The sequence below is a fragment of the Pseudidiomarina aestuarii genome (genome assembly GCF_003987355.1).
GTDB lineage: Bacteria > Pseudomonadota > Gammaproteobacteria > Enterobacterales > Alteromonadaceae > Pseudidiomarina > Pseudidiomarina aestuarii.
The window spans coordinates 759,879-774,475 of record NZ_PIPR01000001.1 but is presented as its reverse complement, the minus strand read 5'-3'; the positions used below and the strand labels follow the sequence as shown (position 1 = coordinate 774,475).

The 14,597-nt window shown below is 50.1% G+C and carries 13 protein-coding genes and 6 tRNA genes; 6 read left to right on the top strand and 13 right to left on the bottom strand.

What is annotated here, in order from left to right:
* The first annotated feature begins 49 nt into the window (after window positions 1–49).
* Window positions 50–520 (top strand): DUF2919 family protein, encoded by a 471-nt coding sequence (locus CWE22_RS03635; protein WP_169930013.1) that lies wholly within the window; start codon window positions 50–52, stop codon window positions 518–520.
* Window positions 521–624: 104 nt separating this feature from the next.
* On the opposite strand, the gene CWE22_RS03630 is transcribed toward CWE22_RS03635, so the two are convergent.
* The 6 genes from CWE22_RS03630 to gltX all read right to left on the bottom strand — a co-directional run bounded on the left by CWE22_RS03630 (window position 625) and on the right by gltX (window position 3,291).
* Window positions 625–700 (bottom strand) — tRNA-Glu (locus CWE22_RS03630).
* A gap of 46 nt (window positions 701–746) precedes the next feature.
* Window positions 747–822 (bottom strand) — tRNA-Glu (locus CWE22_RS03625).
* Window positions 823–851: 29 nt separating this feature from the next.
* Window positions 852–927, bottom strand: a tRNA-Glu gene (locus CWE22_RS03620).
* Window positions 928–975: 48 nt separating this feature from the next.
* Window positions 976–1,051: transfer RNA gene (locus tag CWE22_RS03615), tRNA-Ala, on the bottom strand.
* 186 nt (window positions 1,052–1,237) lie between these two features.
* Complete coding sequence (can, locus tag CWE22_RS03610; RefSeq protein ID WP_169930012.1) at window positions 1,238–1,861, bottom strand: carbonate dehydratase; 624 nt, start codon at window positions 1,859–1,861, stop codon at window positions 1,238–1,240.
* Window positions 1,862–1,878: 17 nt separating this feature from the next.
* The gene (gene gltX, locus CWE22_RS03605; protein ID WP_169930011.1) at window positions 1,879–3,291 is read right to left on the bottom strand and encodes a glutamate--tRNA ligase; all 1,413 of its coding nucleotides are present in this window, start codon (window positions 3,289–3,291) and stop codon (window positions 1,879–1,881) included.
* 233 nt (window positions 3,292–3,524) lie between these two features.
* Here gltX and CWE22_RS03600 point away from each other — a divergent pair.
* Both CWE22_RS03600 and CWE22_RS03595 read left to right on the top strand, forming a co-directional pair.
* A tRNA-Val gene (locus CWE22_RS03600) sits at window positions 3,525–3,600 on the top strand.
* Window positions 3,601–3,626: 26 nt separating this feature from the next.
* Window positions 3,627–3,702 (top strand) — tRNA-Val (locus tag CWE22_RS03595).
* 213 nt (window positions 3,703–3,915) lie between these two features.
* Here the strand turns inward: CWE22_RS03595 and CWE22_RS03590 are convergent.
* A complete protein-coding gene (locus tag CWE22_RS03590; protein ID WP_169930010.1) occupies window positions 3,916–4,536 on the bottom strand; it encodes an arylesterase in 621 nt (206 codons plus the stop codon).
* Between the two features lie 2 nt (window positions 4,537–4,538).
* Between CWE22_RS03590 and CWE22_RS03585 the strand changes: the two genes are divergently transcribed.
* Both CWE22_RS03585 and CWE22_RS03580 read left to right on the top strand, forming a co-directional pair.
* Window positions 4,539–5,219, top strand: a complete 681-nt coding sequence (locus tag CWE22_RS03585) for an ABC transporter ATP-binding protein (protein WP_169930009.1) — start codon at window positions 4,539–4,541, stop codon at window positions 5,217–5,219.
* A complete protein-coding gene (locus CWE22_RS03580) occupies window positions 5,209–7,722 on the top strand; it encodes an ABC transporter permease (protein ID WP_169930008.1) in 2,514 nt (837 codons plus the stop codon). The genes CWE22_RS03585 and CWE22_RS03580 overlap by 11 nt, the downstream gene beginning before the upstream one ends.
* 10 nt (window positions 7,723–7,732) lie before the next feature.
* On the opposite strand, the gene CWE22_RS03575 is transcribed toward CWE22_RS03580, so the two are convergent.
* Together CWE22_RS03575 and CWE22_RS03570 are read right to left on the bottom strand one after the other, a co-directional pair.
* Window positions 7,733–8,608, bottom strand: a complete 876-nt coding sequence (locus CWE22_RS03575; RefSeq protein ID WP_169930007.1) for an alpha/beta hydrolase family protein — start codon at window positions 8,606–8,608, stop codon at window positions 7,733–7,735.
* A 12-nt stretch (window positions 8,609–8,620) separates the two neighbouring features.
* On the bottom strand, window positions 8,621–9,178 hold the full coding sequence (locus tag CWE22_RS03570) for an inner membrane-spanning protein YciB (protein WP_169930006.1): 558 nt from the start codon (window positions 9,176–9,178) through the stop codon (window positions 8,621–8,623).
* 103 nt (window positions 9,179–9,281) lie between these two features.
* On the opposite strand from CWE22_RS03570, the gene CWE22_RS03565 reads away from it, so the two are divergent.
* On the top strand, window positions 9,282–10,187 hold the full coding sequence (locus tag CWE22_RS03565; protein ID WP_169930005.1) for a TIGR01777 family oxidoreductase: 906 nt from the start codon (window positions 9,282–9,284) through the stop codon (window positions 10,185–10,187).
* Here CWE22_RS03565 and trpA read toward each other — a convergent pair.
* From trpA to trpD, 4 genes are read right to left on the bottom strand one after another with little or no spacing between them, the layout of a single operon-like run.
* Window positions 10,159–10,968 carry a tryptophan synthase subunit alpha gene (gene trpA, locus CWE22_RS03560; RefSeq protein ID WP_169930004.1) on the bottom strand — a complete coding sequence of 270 codons (810 nt, stop codon included), beginning with the start codon at window positions 10,966–10,968 and terminating at the stop codon, window positions 10,159–10,161. The two genes, CWE22_RS03565 and trpA, sit on opposite strands and share 29 nt — an antisense overlap.
* Complete coding sequence (gene trpB / locus CWE22_RS03555) at window positions 10,965–12,191, bottom strand: tryptophan synthase subunit beta (protein WP_169930003.1); 1,227 nt, start codon at window positions 12,189–12,191, stop codon at window positions 10,965–10,967. Before trpB ends, trpA begins: the two co-directional genes overlap by 4 nt.
* Window positions 12,188–13,594, bottom strand: a complete 1,407-nt coding sequence (gene trpCF / locus CWE22_RS03550) for a bifunctional indole-3-glycerol-phosphate synthase TrpC/phosphoribosylanthranilate isomerase TrpF (RefSeq protein WP_169930002.1) — start codon at window positions 13,592–13,594, stop codon at window positions 12,188–12,190. Before trpCF ends, trpB begins: the two co-directional genes overlap by 4 nt.
* Window positions 13,587–14,591 (bottom strand): anthranilate phosphoribosyltransferase, encoded by a 1,005-nt coding sequence (trpD, locus tag CWE22_RS03545; RefSeq protein ID WP_169930001.1) that lies wholly within the window; start codon window positions 14,589–14,591, stop codon window positions 13,587–13,589. The genes trpCF and trpD overlap by 8 nt, the downstream gene beginning before the upstream one ends.
* Between the last annotated feature and the right edge of the window lie 6 nt (window positions 14,592–14,597).

Sequence of the window (14,597 nt, the reverse complement as noted above, 5' to 3'; positions counted from 1 at the left end):
ACAAAGTCCCGTCTCAAACGTAGCATAGCATCTCTTGAACGAGGTCATAATGCTAAAACCGGGTGACGAAAACTACGTAACTATTGACGGCAAATTGAAAACGCCGCTGAGTCTTACCGTGCTGCTGTTATTCTTTATGCGCGGCTACGTTGCTTGGATCATATCGCTGACATTCAGCGAAGATCGCGGTCGCTTACTCCAGTTTTTCTACACGTCCACAGAACAATTTGCACTCGCACTTTTAGTCGGGTTACCGGCTGTTTTCGTGTTGATCATGTTGTTTCAATTGAAAGATAACGTCCCAGGTTGGGTGAGCCGTAGTGCTAGCTTTGCGCCACTCATGCTTTGGTGCAGTTGGACTGTAGATGGGGCGTTATTATTGAGTATTGTCGCTAGTCATTGGCCCAGCTTCTCGGTGGTAAAAGCGGCACTCTTATTCGGCTGGTTGATGTGCTTGTGGTTGTTGCTGTTCTCGCGTCATCTAAAACGCTTCTGGCAACTAATAAAAATCAGTGATTAGTGAACAGTGAATAGATAACAGAGTGTACAGGTGGCAGTGAATCGGGCGCTGAGCGAATGTGTTCCATTCACTATTCACCGCTCACTATTAACTCGAAGAAGAAGTGGCGTCCCCTAGGGGATTCGAACCCCTGTTACCGCCGTGAAAGGGCGGTGTCCTAGGCCTCTAGACGAAGGGGACCCCGGACCGCTAACGCATGTGGTCGCGCTAACGAAGTTGTAGTACGTGGCGTCCCCTAGGGGATTCGAACCCCTGTTACCGCCGTGAAAGGGCGGTGTCCTAGGCCTCTAGACGAAGGGGACGCAGCGTAATACGGTCATTGTTCTGTTTATGGCGTCCCCTAGGGGATTCGAACCCCTGTTACCGCCGTGAAAGGGCGGTGTCCTAGGCCTCTAGACGAAGGGGACGCACCAGAACAAATACTCTCAGGTTTTCACTTGTACCGAACGCGATGTTGGTGGAGCTAAGCGGGATCGAACCGCTGACCTCTTGCATGCCATGCAAGCGCTCTCCCAGCTGAGCTATAGCCCCACGTCGCTCTGTTCTTTTCTATTCATTCACAATGGAAAGGAACACAACTTCAGTACCCTGACAGCGGGGCGAATTCTATGGTAATCGCGCCGCGTCCGTCAACCTTTTTTTGGGGAATTACCGCCGTTTGCGCCTTTTTTAAGCAAACTGATTGGCAAGTGAGCCAAATCAGTTCTCAGTGATTCCTCAAAAATGATAAATCGCTTCCAAAGAAGCTTTGTCACTGACCGAAACATTCATGTCACGAACCAGTCCATCTTCAAGACTATAAACCCAACCATGAATTTCCACTGGCTGACCGCGATCCCAAGCGGCTTGGATAATTGTTGTCTTGGCAAGGTTGCGGACTTGCTCAATGACATTGAGCTCGCATAGCCGGTCGATTCGCGCGGACTCATCAAGCTGTTCCAGTTCATCGCGATATTCTTTGTAGATATCCTTAATGGGATACAACCAGTGGTCAACGAGACCGTGATTACAACTTTCCGTAGCTGCTTTGACGCCGCCACAGCCATAATGTCCAACCACGAGGATATGCTTTACTTTTAAATGATCGACGGCGTATTGCACCACCGATAAACAGTTAAAATCCGATTGCACAACTTGGTTGGCGACATTGCGATGTACAAACAATTCACCGGGTGCCATATCAACCACTTGATTGGCTGGCACTCGTGAGTCGGAACAGCCGATCCAGAGATATTCCGGCACTTGCTGTGAGCTGAGCCGTTTGAAAAATTCCGGGTCGAGCTCAACTTGGCGTTTCGCCCAGTCGTGATTGGTTTTTAATAGGTGCGCAATGGTGGACATGCTGACCTCAATATTGATTAGTTGGCGTTTGCTTCACGTTCTGCAATAACAGCAAGCGCGGTTTCGATGCGTTCAACCACTTGTTGCTGGGTTAAATGAGCTAATGTTAGATCGAGCGATGGCGAGTTTCCACTGCCGGTTACTGCAACGCGCAGTGGCATTCCAATTTTGCCCATGCCGATATCGAGATCGGTTGCGGTTTTTTGAATGGTTTCGTGAATGGTTTCTTGCGTCCATTCCGTCAATGCCGCGAGCCTTTGTTGAACGACCAATAGTGGTTCTTTAGCGACAGGACGCAAATGCTTTTTCGCAGCATCTGCATCAAATTCAGAAAAATCCTCGTAGAAGTAACGGCTCGTTGCTACCATTTCTTTGAGCGTTTTAACGCGATCGGCCTGCATAGCAATCAGGTCTGCTAATGCTGGACCTTGGCTCGGGTCGATACCTTGGTCTCGGAAATGCCAAGTTAAGTGTGGGACTACGGCATCAGCAGGTAATGATTTCATATAGTGCTGGTTTAACCAATTCAGCTTCTCTGTATTAAACGCTGAAGCTGCCTTGTTGACATCATCAAGGCTAAAATATTGAATCATTTCGTCGACACTAAATATTTCTTGGTCACCATGAGACCACCCAAGACGAACCAGGTAATTCAATACAGCTTCAGGTAGATAGCCATCATCACGGTATTGCATCACACTGACCGCGCCGTGGCGTTTTGACAGTTTCTTACCATCATCGCCGAGAATCATAGACACATGGGCATACTCGGGGACAGGAGCACCAAGGGCCTTCAAAATATTAATTTGTCGCGGCGTGTTGTTGATATGGTCTTCACCACGGACAACATGGGTGATATCCATTTCCCAATCATCAATCACCACACAAAAGTTGTAGGTGGGCGTGCCATCACTGCGCGCAATAATCAGATCATCGAGTTCTGTGTTGGCAAATTCAATGCGGCCGCGGATATGGTCATCAAATATGACGCTTCCCGTTTGTGGGTTGCGGAAACGCACGACATAGCGGTCGCCTGAAACATTTGGGTTATCGCGACAATGACCGTCGTAACGTGGCTTTTCGCCGGCGGCCATTTGTTGTTCGCGCATAGCGTCAAGTCGCTCGGTTGAGCAATAGCATTTATAGGCTTTATCTTCAGCGAGCAGTTGCTCGATATAATGCTCGTAACGATCAAACCGCTTGGTTTGGTAATAAGGACCTTCATCCCAGTTCAATCCGAGCCACTGCATTCCCTCAAGAATGGCATCAATGGCGGGCTGAGTGGAGCGTTCGCGATCGGTGTCTTCAATGCGCAGCACAAATTTGCCACCTTGGGCTTTGGCGACTAGCCACGAGTAAAGTGCGGTACGGGCACCGCCGACATGTAAATAGCCTGTAGGACTGGGGGCGAAACGAGTGACCACTGCCATGATTTGCGTTCTCCGCGTTCTCAATTCGAATACGTGATTCGAAAAGGGTGATAAATAAAGAGGGGCGTAGTTTAACAAGAAGCTGCAGACCATGCATCTGCGCAATTGGAACAATCCAGAGGAATTATTCGACTGCCGCCTAAAAAGTCAGCAGTCGAACCCAGAGAAGAATATTTTCTGTTGACAGGCTTTGTCATCTCCCTATAATACCGCCCCGCAGCGCAGCAAAAATCGGATGGTTAGCTCAGCTGGGAGAGCACCGCCCTTACAAGGCGGGGGTCACTGGTTCGAACCCAGTACCATCCACCATTTGCCGCATGCATTCTCTTCCCAATGGATGGTTAGCTCAGCTGGGAGAGCACCGCCCTTACAAGGCGGGGGTCACTGGTTCGAGCCCAGTACCATCCACCAAAACCATTTAAAATCCTCAAAGCGTTACTCGCTAATAGTTACTTGTCACTCGCTAATAGTTACTGGTTACTCGCAAAACCCAAAACCCAAAAACCAAAAAACAAAAACCAAACCGCCGATCTGTGTTTTCTAATAACTATTAACTAGTAACCAGTAACCAGTAACCAGTAACCAGTAACCAGTAACCAGTAACCAGTAGCCAATAGCCATTAGCTAGTAGCCGGCGAGTTCTAGGAGCTTAGGCTCCATAATGTCTGCGATGAGTGGTTGTGCTTCGCGATTCGGATGAATCCCGTCATTCTGCATTAAATTCTCATCAACAATAATTTGTTCCATGAAAAACGGGACCAACTGAATCTCTGCTTCTTCAGCCACAGTTGGAAAAATATTTGCAAACATTTGGCTGTAGCGTTGTCCATAGTTCGGCGGTATGCGAACTTGACTGAGAGCGACGCGAACGTTTTGTCGCTGCAGTTGGTCGATAATTTGTAACAGATTGTCTTGAATGGTTGCAGGCGTGAACCCACGCAAGCCATCATTACCGCCTAGTTCAACAAATACTGCAGTCGGCTGATGCTTCTCAACCACGCCAGGTAAGCGGTTTAGAGCGCCTTGAGTAGTATCGCCACTGATGCTTGCATTGATAAGTGTGATCTCTGGGTATTCGGTTTGCCAACGTCGCTGCAAAATACCCACCCATGATTCTTTGGGTGACATGCCGTAACCTGCACTTAAGCTATCACCGAGAACCACAAGTGAGACATTTGCGAAAACGGGACGTATAAGACCCAAGACGCAGATTACAAACACAAATTTAATTAGGAAGTTTTTCATAGATGCTTATTCAAACCACTCAGTTACGAAAAGACGTTCAGACTACCGACGGTATTCTACACATTTTACAGCCTATTGACTTGCAGATTGCTGCAGGTGAGACCGTTGCGATTGTCGGTGCTTCTGGATCCGGTAAGTCCACGCTCTTGTCTCTTTTGGCAGGGTTAGACCTAGCAAGTTCCGGAGATGTTCTTATAGATAACGTAAAGTTGAGCGAATTGGATGAGGAACAGCGTGCAAAAGTGCGCGCGGATAAGATTGGTTTTATCTTCCAATCGTTTCTACTAATACCAAGTTTGACCGCTTTAGAAAATGTCATGCTTCCGGCAGAGCTCGCTGGCAATCGCAATGCAGAGCAACAAGCTCGTGAGTTACTCGGTAAGGTTGGATTGGCTGAGCGTTTGAAACACTATCCCAATCAACTTTCCGGCGGCGAGCAACAGCGCGTAGCGATTGCGCGGGCGTTTGTTGGAACTCCGAAAATTCTGTTTGCCGACGAACCGACCGGCAATCTGGATTCGAATACCGGTCACAAAGTCGAAGACCTGCTCTTTGAAATGAATCGTGAGTCGGGAACCACACTGGTTATGGTCACCCATGACAATACCCTTGCTGCACGCTGCCAGCGCATTTTGCGCATGGATGCAGGGCAACTGACTGAGGATCAGCAGCATGTGGCATAAGATCTCTTGGCGACTCCTACGACAGGAGCTGAAACGCGGCGAGCTCACGATTATGGCCGCTGCCATTGTGTTGTCGGTGACAGCAGTGCTCTCATTAAGCCTTTTTACAGAGCGCCTGCAAGCTGGTTTGACAGCGCGCAGTGCTGAATTTTTGGCAGCGGATCGAGTGCTCAGCTCGCGACGTACCATCGATCCGTCGTGGATTGAGGAAGCGGAGTCACGAGGCCTGCAAACGGCTAATCGTGTTGTCTTTAACTCGATGGCCTTTCATGATGACGCCTTGGCTCTGATTGATGTGAAGGCCGTGAGTGATGGCTATCCATTGCGCGGTGAATTGCGCACTGGCGAGCAACCTTTTGGCGACGATGAACCCGCCCAAGGACTCCCGGCAGCTGGTGAGGCTTGGGTCGCGTCAGCGCTCTTTCAAGAGCTTGCGCTAGAACTCGGTGATGTGATTGATATTGGCGAGAGCTCGTTCACCGTCACTCGGGTTTTAACCTACGAACCCGACGTGGGATTTTCTGTCTTTACCGACAGTCCAAATGTCTTAATCAACGATAGCGAATTAGAAGCGACTGGCTTGATCCAGCAGGGATCACGCGTACGTTTCAACGTGTTATTTGCGGGCGAGGCAGATGCGTTAAATGACTACGGTGAGTGGCTTTTACCGCAGTTAAACGAAGCCACTCATGACTGGCGTAGCGTCGAAGATGGTGACTCGGCATTGGCGCGCAGTTTGCGTCGAGCAGAGCGGTTTATGATGCTGGCTAGCCTGTTGGGTGTAGTGCTGGCAGCGACCGCCGTAGCGGTGGCCGCACAGCGCTACTGCCAGCGAAATTATGATGTCGTCGCCATCTTCAAAACCTTGGGGGGCGATAAACGGCAGATTCAAAAGATTTTTATTTTGCATCTATTCCTACTATCGATGATTAGTATTGGAGTTGGTCTCGCCTTAGGTTGGATTATTCAGGCTACGGTGATTGGATTTGTCGCCGAATACCTCGGACAAACATTACCCGCAGCAGGTTGGCAACCCTATCTGCTCGCCAGTGCGACAGGTTTCGTTAGCGCCCTGATGTTTACTTTGTATCCGCTATTACGACTGATTCAAATTCCACCATTACGTGTGTTGAATCGTGACATGACCGGTAGCGATTCGTTGCAATGGCTGCATTGGATAGCCTCCGGCGGCACAGTGTATGCGTTGCTACTGATATACAGCCAGCAGTGGATGCTATCAACTGCATTGTTTGTCGGTGGTGCGCTCGCTGCAGTACTACTGTTGGTGGTGGGGCGTCTGTTTATTCGCGTTAGTCGCCAAGCCGGTATGCAAGCCGGTAGCGCATGGCGCTTGGCGATGGCGGGTTTACAGCGTCGTGCACAAGCCAACTCCGTGCAGATGTTAAGCTTTTCGACCGCCATTATGTTGTTGCTGTTGGTGCTTGCTCTGCGCAATGAATTGTTGGCCGACTGGCAGGAGCAATTGCCTGATGATGCACCTAATTACTTCGTGATCAACGTTGCGAAAGAAGATGTCGATGAGTTGGCGACACGCTTTGAAGAACGTGCCATTGAGTCCACCGACCTCTATCCAATCGTACCGGGTCGAATGACTGCAGTGAACGGCGTCCCAGTGGTTGACGAGGTGACCAAAGAGGCCCAAGCAGAAGCAGGTGATAAAGCCAGTGAGCTGCGCGAAGGCTTCGGTCGCGAATTGTCACTGACTTGGCGTGATACGCTCCCTGAGAACAATACTGTGCTGACGGGCTCGTGGTGGGGCGACAATGCAGAACCGCAAGTGTCGGTCGAATCGGAAGTAGCAGAACGCATGCGTTTGCAGGTCGGTGACGAGTTAGAGTTTAACATCGGTGGTAATGTCTTTACCGTACCAGTGACAAGTATTCGCAGCGTTAATTGGGGAACTTTGCAGCCAAACTTCTATATGATTTTCAATACGGAAACCTTAGAGGATTTTCCAGCGACTTTTATTTCAAGTTTCCGCTTGGATAATGAGCGAAAGAACGAATTATTCGATTTGTTCCGTCCATTCCCGCAGGTTTCTCTGATTGATTTGGATGCCATTACCGAACAACTGCGCGAAGTGATTAGCCAAGTGAGCTTGGCGATTGGCTTTGTGTTGGTGCTGGTGTTGATTGCTGGGGTACTCGTGTTACTGGCACAAGTACAAGCGTCCATGGAAGAGCGACAAAAGGAACTGGTAATACTCAGAACGCTTGGTGCACCGTCGAAATTATTGAGCCGAAGTGTCTCATATGAGTTCATTATTCTTGGGGCCATCAGTGGTTTGATAGCGACGCTCGCAATGGAGTTGGCATTACTGATTCTGCAAACCCAAGTGTTCGATATGGATGCGAATTTCCATTGGCGCTTCTGGGTGATTGGACCGCTGGCTGGTGCCGCTGTCGTAGGTACTATGGGCAGCTTAGCTTGCCGCCGTTTGGTGCGTCGAAACACCGCGCAACTGATTCGCAAACTAGCCTAAATCAGATGATTTAACTGGGTTCGGGCGAACTGTTGCTTAAATGAGGAAGTATCAGTTCGTCCCAACTGGAGCCTGCCAACCGTTGTCGAAAGAAACCAAAATGGCCAATGCGCTCTAAACCGACGGATTGAGGCTCAATACACAAACGTTGTTGCGGAGCATTCACGTATGCGTCATGCATGGCGTGAATGTTTCTTTGTGACAGTAATTCGTCATCGCTGAAGCTGATGGATGTAATGGGTGTAGAAATTTTGGCGTAGCGTTGTCGATTGGCTTCGCCCTCCACACCAATTAGATATTCTGGATGCAGGCACCAACGCCGCCATTGGCGCATGGCTGCGCCAGGAAGGTTGCCAACAATACCTAGTTTATCGCCAGGGAAGTAGCCAAACATCGGCAGTGTCAATGGTGCTATGATGTGCCAGAGCAGCCAGGCTTTTGGTTTTAATTGCGGTGTATTTTCACGCCAGTAGCCACTACCTGTAGCGACTGTGATCATCCGATCGACCGCGGAGTAATTTGGAATCATACCGAATAACTGTCCGCTGACGCTGTGCGCAAACCAAATGATAGAGGCAGTGGGATAGAGTTGTTGGGTATGTGCGATAACAGCCGCTGCATCTAATTCTGCCCACTCACGAATGGTTGTATGCTGCTGTTTTAAAGGCCCCTGTAACGAGGCTCCAATACCGAAATAATCAAAGCTAATAACAGCACGACCCTGTTGTGCGAGCCATTGACAAAAGTTTTGATAGTAGGATTGAGGTACACCCATGGCTGGTGCCATGATGATGACTTGTTCGGGTACTGGCTGTGGCCAATGTTGCACCGCGATAACACGATTCGTCTCTGTTTCTAAATTAAACTTGAGCGGCTGTGTAGTCATCGGACGGCAAACTTAGTTGTCAATTTCCGGCGTATCTTTATCGGTATCGGTATGGTGTTTGAAGATATAAGCCCCACAGAGTACCGTAAAGATAATAGTCGCTGCCAAGGTGCCAAACACTTTGAAATTGACCCACGCATCCAAACTCATGGTCTCGGCAATATAGAGATTGACGATAGCCAACGAGATGCAAAAAATCACCCACGCATAAGTCAACCGTTGCCATGCAAAGTGTGGAAGTTTTATCTCTTGACCGAGAATGCTCTCTAGAGGACTCTTTTTCTGCCACCACATGGCGCCGAGAAGAAAGGCAGCGATAGCGAGGTAAATGACAGTAACCTTGATCTTGATAAACCAATCATCGCGTAAGAAGAGAGTGATTGCGCCAAAAATGAGTACCAGACAACAAATGATCCAATGTCTCGGTGTGATAGGCTCACGCATGAACTTCAAACCGACGAGCTGGATTACAGTGCCAACCATCAATACGCCTGTTGCGATAAAAATATCGCCCATTAAATAGAAGATAAAAAATAGCGCTAATGGCAGGTACTCAAGAACAACTAACATGTTTAACTCCGTGGTATAGACAGACGCAGTGTGCCAGAAAAGCTTGGGCTATACTAGCTGTATACAGGGGTAAACGAAGCGATAACAAAGAGGAAAAACGGACATGAAAGTACTCATCACCGGTGGGACTGGCTTGATTGGCTCAGCTCTTGTGGCGCGGTTACAAGACCGCTACCAAGTGACGGTTTTGTCACGTACGCCACAGCGCGCGCAACAGCAGTTAGGCAAAAAAGTCCATGTGCTGAAAAGCCTCGATGATATCGCTGATCTGAGCGCTTATTACGCAGTCATTAATCTGCAAGGTGAGGGCATTGCTGACAAACGTTGGAGTACGCGGCAAAAGCTGCGTCTGGAGCAAAGTCGCTGGTTGATTACCCGGCAACTGACCGAGCGTATTCAAGCTTGTGCGCAACCCCCCGAGGTGTTTATCAGTGGCTCGGCGATTGGCATCTATGGTCCGCAGGGTGCTGAACCGGTTACCGAAGCAAGTTCGATTCAAGCCGATGATTTTGCACATCACTTGTGTGCTGAGTGGGAGCGTTTAGCCTTAGCCGCCGATAGTGAGAAGACGCGGGTCTGTGTGGTGCGCACGGGGGTCGTGCTGGCCGAGAAGGGGGGCGCTTTAGAGAAAATGTTGCCGCCCTATTTGTTGGGTCTCGGTGGGCCTATCGGAAAAGGTGAATTTGGGTTTTCTTGGATTCACCTAGATGACATCGTTGGCATTTTTGAATTTTTGCTCGAGCAGGAATCTTGTCGCGGTATTTACAATGGAACGGCTCCGGAGCCGGTTGCGCAGCGTGACTTTAGTGCCGCAATCGCCAAAGTCTTGCGGAAATCTCATTTTATGCGAGTGCCACCGGTGTTGTTGAAGCTGGTATTTGGGGAAATGGCAGAGATGTTGACGAAAGGGCAGTTCGTGCTGCCCGATCGTATTCGTTCTGCGGGTTACTCGTTTCGATACCCGCAAGTGAAAGAAGCGCTCAGAGCTTGCCTGTTGCCGCCTTCATAGTCCGCACAAAATGCGTGAGTTGCGTCAGCATAGCCTCGGGTTGGTCTAAGTTTTGCTCAATAATCTTAACCACAGCGGAGCCACTGATAGCTCCTGCTGCTCCGGCTTCTATGGCTGCTTGAACGTGCGCTGGCTCGGCAATTCCAAAGCCGAGCAATGGTGGCGCACTGTTCGCCGCTAGCAAAGCATCAATGACCGCCGCGGCTGGTTTTTGCATCGTCGTTTCGGCGCCCGTAACCCCAGCACGACTGAGCAAATAGACATAGCCTTCGCTAGCTTGAGCAACTTGCCCCAAGCGCTCTGAGGATGCATCGGGTGGAGCGATAAAAATTGGGGCTATACCATGCTGTTTGGCGATGGTAGCGAACTGCAACCCTTCACGGACAGGTACGTCGGCAACCAATACGGAATCGACTCCAGCTTCTGCGCAACGCGCATAGAACTGATCAAGACCACCACTGGCAATCAAATTGGCATAGACGAGAAGGCCAATCGGTAAATCAGGAAATTCTGCTCGAATCTGCTTTAAGATCCGAAAGCAATCACTGATTCGAGTTCCCGCAGCGAGCGCACGTAAGCTCGCTTTTTGGATGGTTGGGCCATCGGCAACTGGATCAGAGAAAGGTAAGCCAAGTTCAATCGCGTCAGCACCGCCACGAACGAGTGCACGAATGACTTCGATACTTTGCTCTGGATTCGGATCACCGATGGTGACAAAGGGAACAAAAGCGCCTTGTCGCTGTTGCTCGAGTTGCCCAAACATCGCTTCATAACGACTCATACTAAGCCTCCCTGCGCTTGAAAAATTTTACGTACATGGTCGATATCTTTGTCACCACGCCCCGATAAGTTTAGCAGCAAAATCTCCGGGGCATCCGGCTCTGCTGCGCGGCGCAACGCATAGGCTAGCGCGTGTGCCGACTCCAATGCGGGTATGATCCCTTCTTTTTCGGCAAGTATACGAAATGCTGCCAAGGCTTCATCGTCGGTCACAGATTCATACCGTGCGCGTCCAATACTGTGTAGGTGAGCATGCTGTGGTCCAACACCTGGGTAGTCTAGACCAGCGGATACCGAGTAACTTTCTTCAATCTGGCCCTCTTCGGTTTGCATCAGGAACGATTTACAGCCATGCAAGATACCGGGCTTCCCAGCTGCTATGGTGGCGCCATGTTCGTGGGTTTGAATACCTTTTCCGGCGGGTTCAACACCGACCAGTTCGACACCGGCTTCGTCAATAAACTCGGCAAACATCCCAATAGCATTCGAGCCGCCGCCGACACAAGCAATCACTTCGTCTGGAAGGCGTCCAGCCTGTTCAATAATTTGTGCTTTGGCTTCGGCGCCAATCATGCGGTGAAATTCACGCACGATAGTTGGGAACGGATGGGGTCCAGCAGCAGTGCCCAACAGGTAATGAGTAGTGGCATAGCTCGCAGTCCAGTCACGCATTGCTTCGTTGACTGCATCTTTCAACGTGCCACTGCCAGTATCCACGGGTACCACTTTAGCGCCCATTAGTTGCATGCGAAACACATTGGGTTGCTGCCGTTCGACATCTTTCTTACCCATGTAAATGGTGCAATCGAGATCCAACAGAGCGCATGCTAGCGCAGTTGCTGTCCCATGTTGGCCGGCGCCAGTTTCCGCAATAATACGGCGTTTGCCCATCCGTTTAGCAAGCAAAGCCTGACCGAGAACCTGATTAGTTTTGTGAGCACCACCGTGGAGCAAGTCTTCACGTTTTAGATAGATTTTCGTTCCGTTTGGTGAATCCAGCGGTAAATTCCGACAGAGGGAAACCGGGGTTGGGCGACCCAAGTAATTTTTCAATAGATCTGCAAATTCGCGCTGAAATTCGGGATCGGCTTGTGCGTCAACAAATGCCTGCTCCAATTGGTCTAGCGCCGGGAGAAGAATCTCGGGCACAAATTGGCCACCAAAATCACCGAAATAAGCGGAATAGGTCTGGCGTAAACCTGCTGTTGATGTTTGTGTCGTCATGCTGATATACCTCTTGTCATCGAGCGTCCGTACTGTCGTAAGTGGGCAAACAAGGCAATAATTTTACCTGCGTCTTTGTGCCCGCGGTCACGCTCCACTCCTGAATTGAAATCGAGTCGTTGAATGCCGGTTGCCAGTGCCTCACTGGCGTTCGCTTGGGTCAGTCCACCTGCGAGTATGCAGTGTGGACGTTGTGCGTCTGTTAACGCCGTTAGATGTTGCCAAGCAAAGGGTTCTCCAGTCCCACCCCCTGGACTATCAAGAAGCCATGCGTCAACCGCAACTTGGGTAGGTAACTGAACGGGTGCGTTACGAATTCCCAACGCTCGCCAAATTTGTGTTGTCGACGGCAGTGCTTGCCGTAAATCAGTGATGTAATCGTAATCTTCGTCACCATGCAGCTGCACTGCGCGTAAGTTCAGTTGCTGCGCGTAGTTTACCACCTCAGCGACCGGCCGATTGACAAAGACACCGACAAAACCAAGGGTCGGTTCGGTCGCAACAATAGCCTGAGCTTGCTCAAAGGTCACCGATCGAGGCGATTTCGGGGCAAAAATTAGGCCACCAAAGGCTGCACCAGCGGCTCGAACGACCATGGCATCTTGTGGTTGTGTAAGTCCACATACTTTATGTTGCCCATAAATTAGCTCACGACAGGCTTGATCCAGATTCGGCTGAGCGGACAGTGCACTACCGACCAAAAAGCCATCGACATAAGGTGCCGTTGCCCGAACCTGCGCTGAAGTATGATAGCCCGACTCAGCCACAACAAGTGCTTGGTCATGAGCAAGCTTACTCAACTCAATACTACGTTGCGGGTCGATGCTTAGATCGTGCAAGTTCCGATTATTGATCCCGATAATTTTCGCACCGAGCGCATTGGCTCGATGCATTTCCTCGGTCGTACTGACTTCAGTCAAAACATCCAGTTCTAGCGCTGCTGCACGGTCTGCAAGTTCACGATACTGTTCGTCCGATAAAATCGATAGCATCAATAGTACGGCATCTGCACCAAAATGACGCGCAAGTATAATTTGGCGTGGATCAACAATAAAATCTTTACACAGAACGGGAATCGAGACGGCTGCACTGACCGCCGCTAAATAAGCGAAATCACCTTGGAAGTAATCCGGCTCTGTTAACACTGAAATAGCGGCGGCATAACGAGCATAGGTTTGCGCCATCTGCACCGGGTGAAAATCGGGGCGAATCAATCCTTTCGAGGGTGAGGCTTTTTTGCATTCCAGAATAAAGCTACTCGCCGGCGTTGCTAGCGCTGCTGCTAGCGAGCGTTGACTCGGTTCTAAGGCCATCTCAAGAGCGGCCAGATCGTAGCTTTGGTAGAAGCTCTCAAGACGCTTCACGCGGTCAGCGACAATGCGCGTCAGAATAGTTTCAGCCACGATTAAACTCCTGTAATTGCTGTAGATGGTGCAATGCGGCGCCACTTGCTAAATGTTCGCGAGCTGCTGCAGTTGCGGCATTAAAGTTGTCATAGCGGTCGGCTAGATATAATAAGCCAGCAACGCTCATTGCGACAGCGTTTAACTGTGGATCTGCTGCGGTACCGGCCAGTACCTGCTGTAATGCTTTCGCGTTAAAATCAGCGTCACCACCGCGAAGTTCGGCAATCGCGGCTCGCTGTACCCCAAAATCTTCCGGGTTCAGTTCATATTCGTGCAGTTCACCGTCCTTGAGTTCAACCACAAAGGTCGAGTCGTGGAGAGCCATCTCATCGAGTCCGGAACCATGAACGACCATGGCGCGTTGGCAACCGAGTAACCGTAAGGTTTCGGCCAAGGGTCGGCACCAGTTCGGATCATAGACTCCCAATTGCTGAACGTCGGGGCGAGCTGGATTCACCAGCGGTCCGAGCAAGTTAAAAAGGGTTCGTGTCTTCAAAGTTTGTCGAACTGGCATCGCATAACGAATGCCGGGGTGGTAATGCGGTGCGAACAAAAAGCAAAAATTGAAACGGTCCAACTGCTCGGCAGCAATAGCGGGATCTTGCGTGACGGATAGCCCCAGACTCTCCAGCACGTCGGCTGAACCAGAGCGTGATGACACACTACGATTACCGTGTTTGGCGACGGTCAATCCCATACTGGCCGCTGCTAATGCCGCAGTCGTTGAGATATTGATGGTATTACTCCCATCACCGCCGGTTCCACAGCTGTCCACAATCAGTCGGTCGGGTCGAACAAAGGGCTTCGCAGCCACTCGTAAAGCTTGTGCTGCGCCTGCCATTTCAGTTGGCTGTTCGCCCCGTAGCTTCATTGCCGTCAGAATGCCGGTGATTTGAATTTCGGTCAGCTCACCTTTCACTAAGTGCTGAAAGAGGCGCTGCGTCTCTGCCGTTGATAAGACTTCACCGTCGAGTAAACGTTTAATCATTTCCACGCTCGA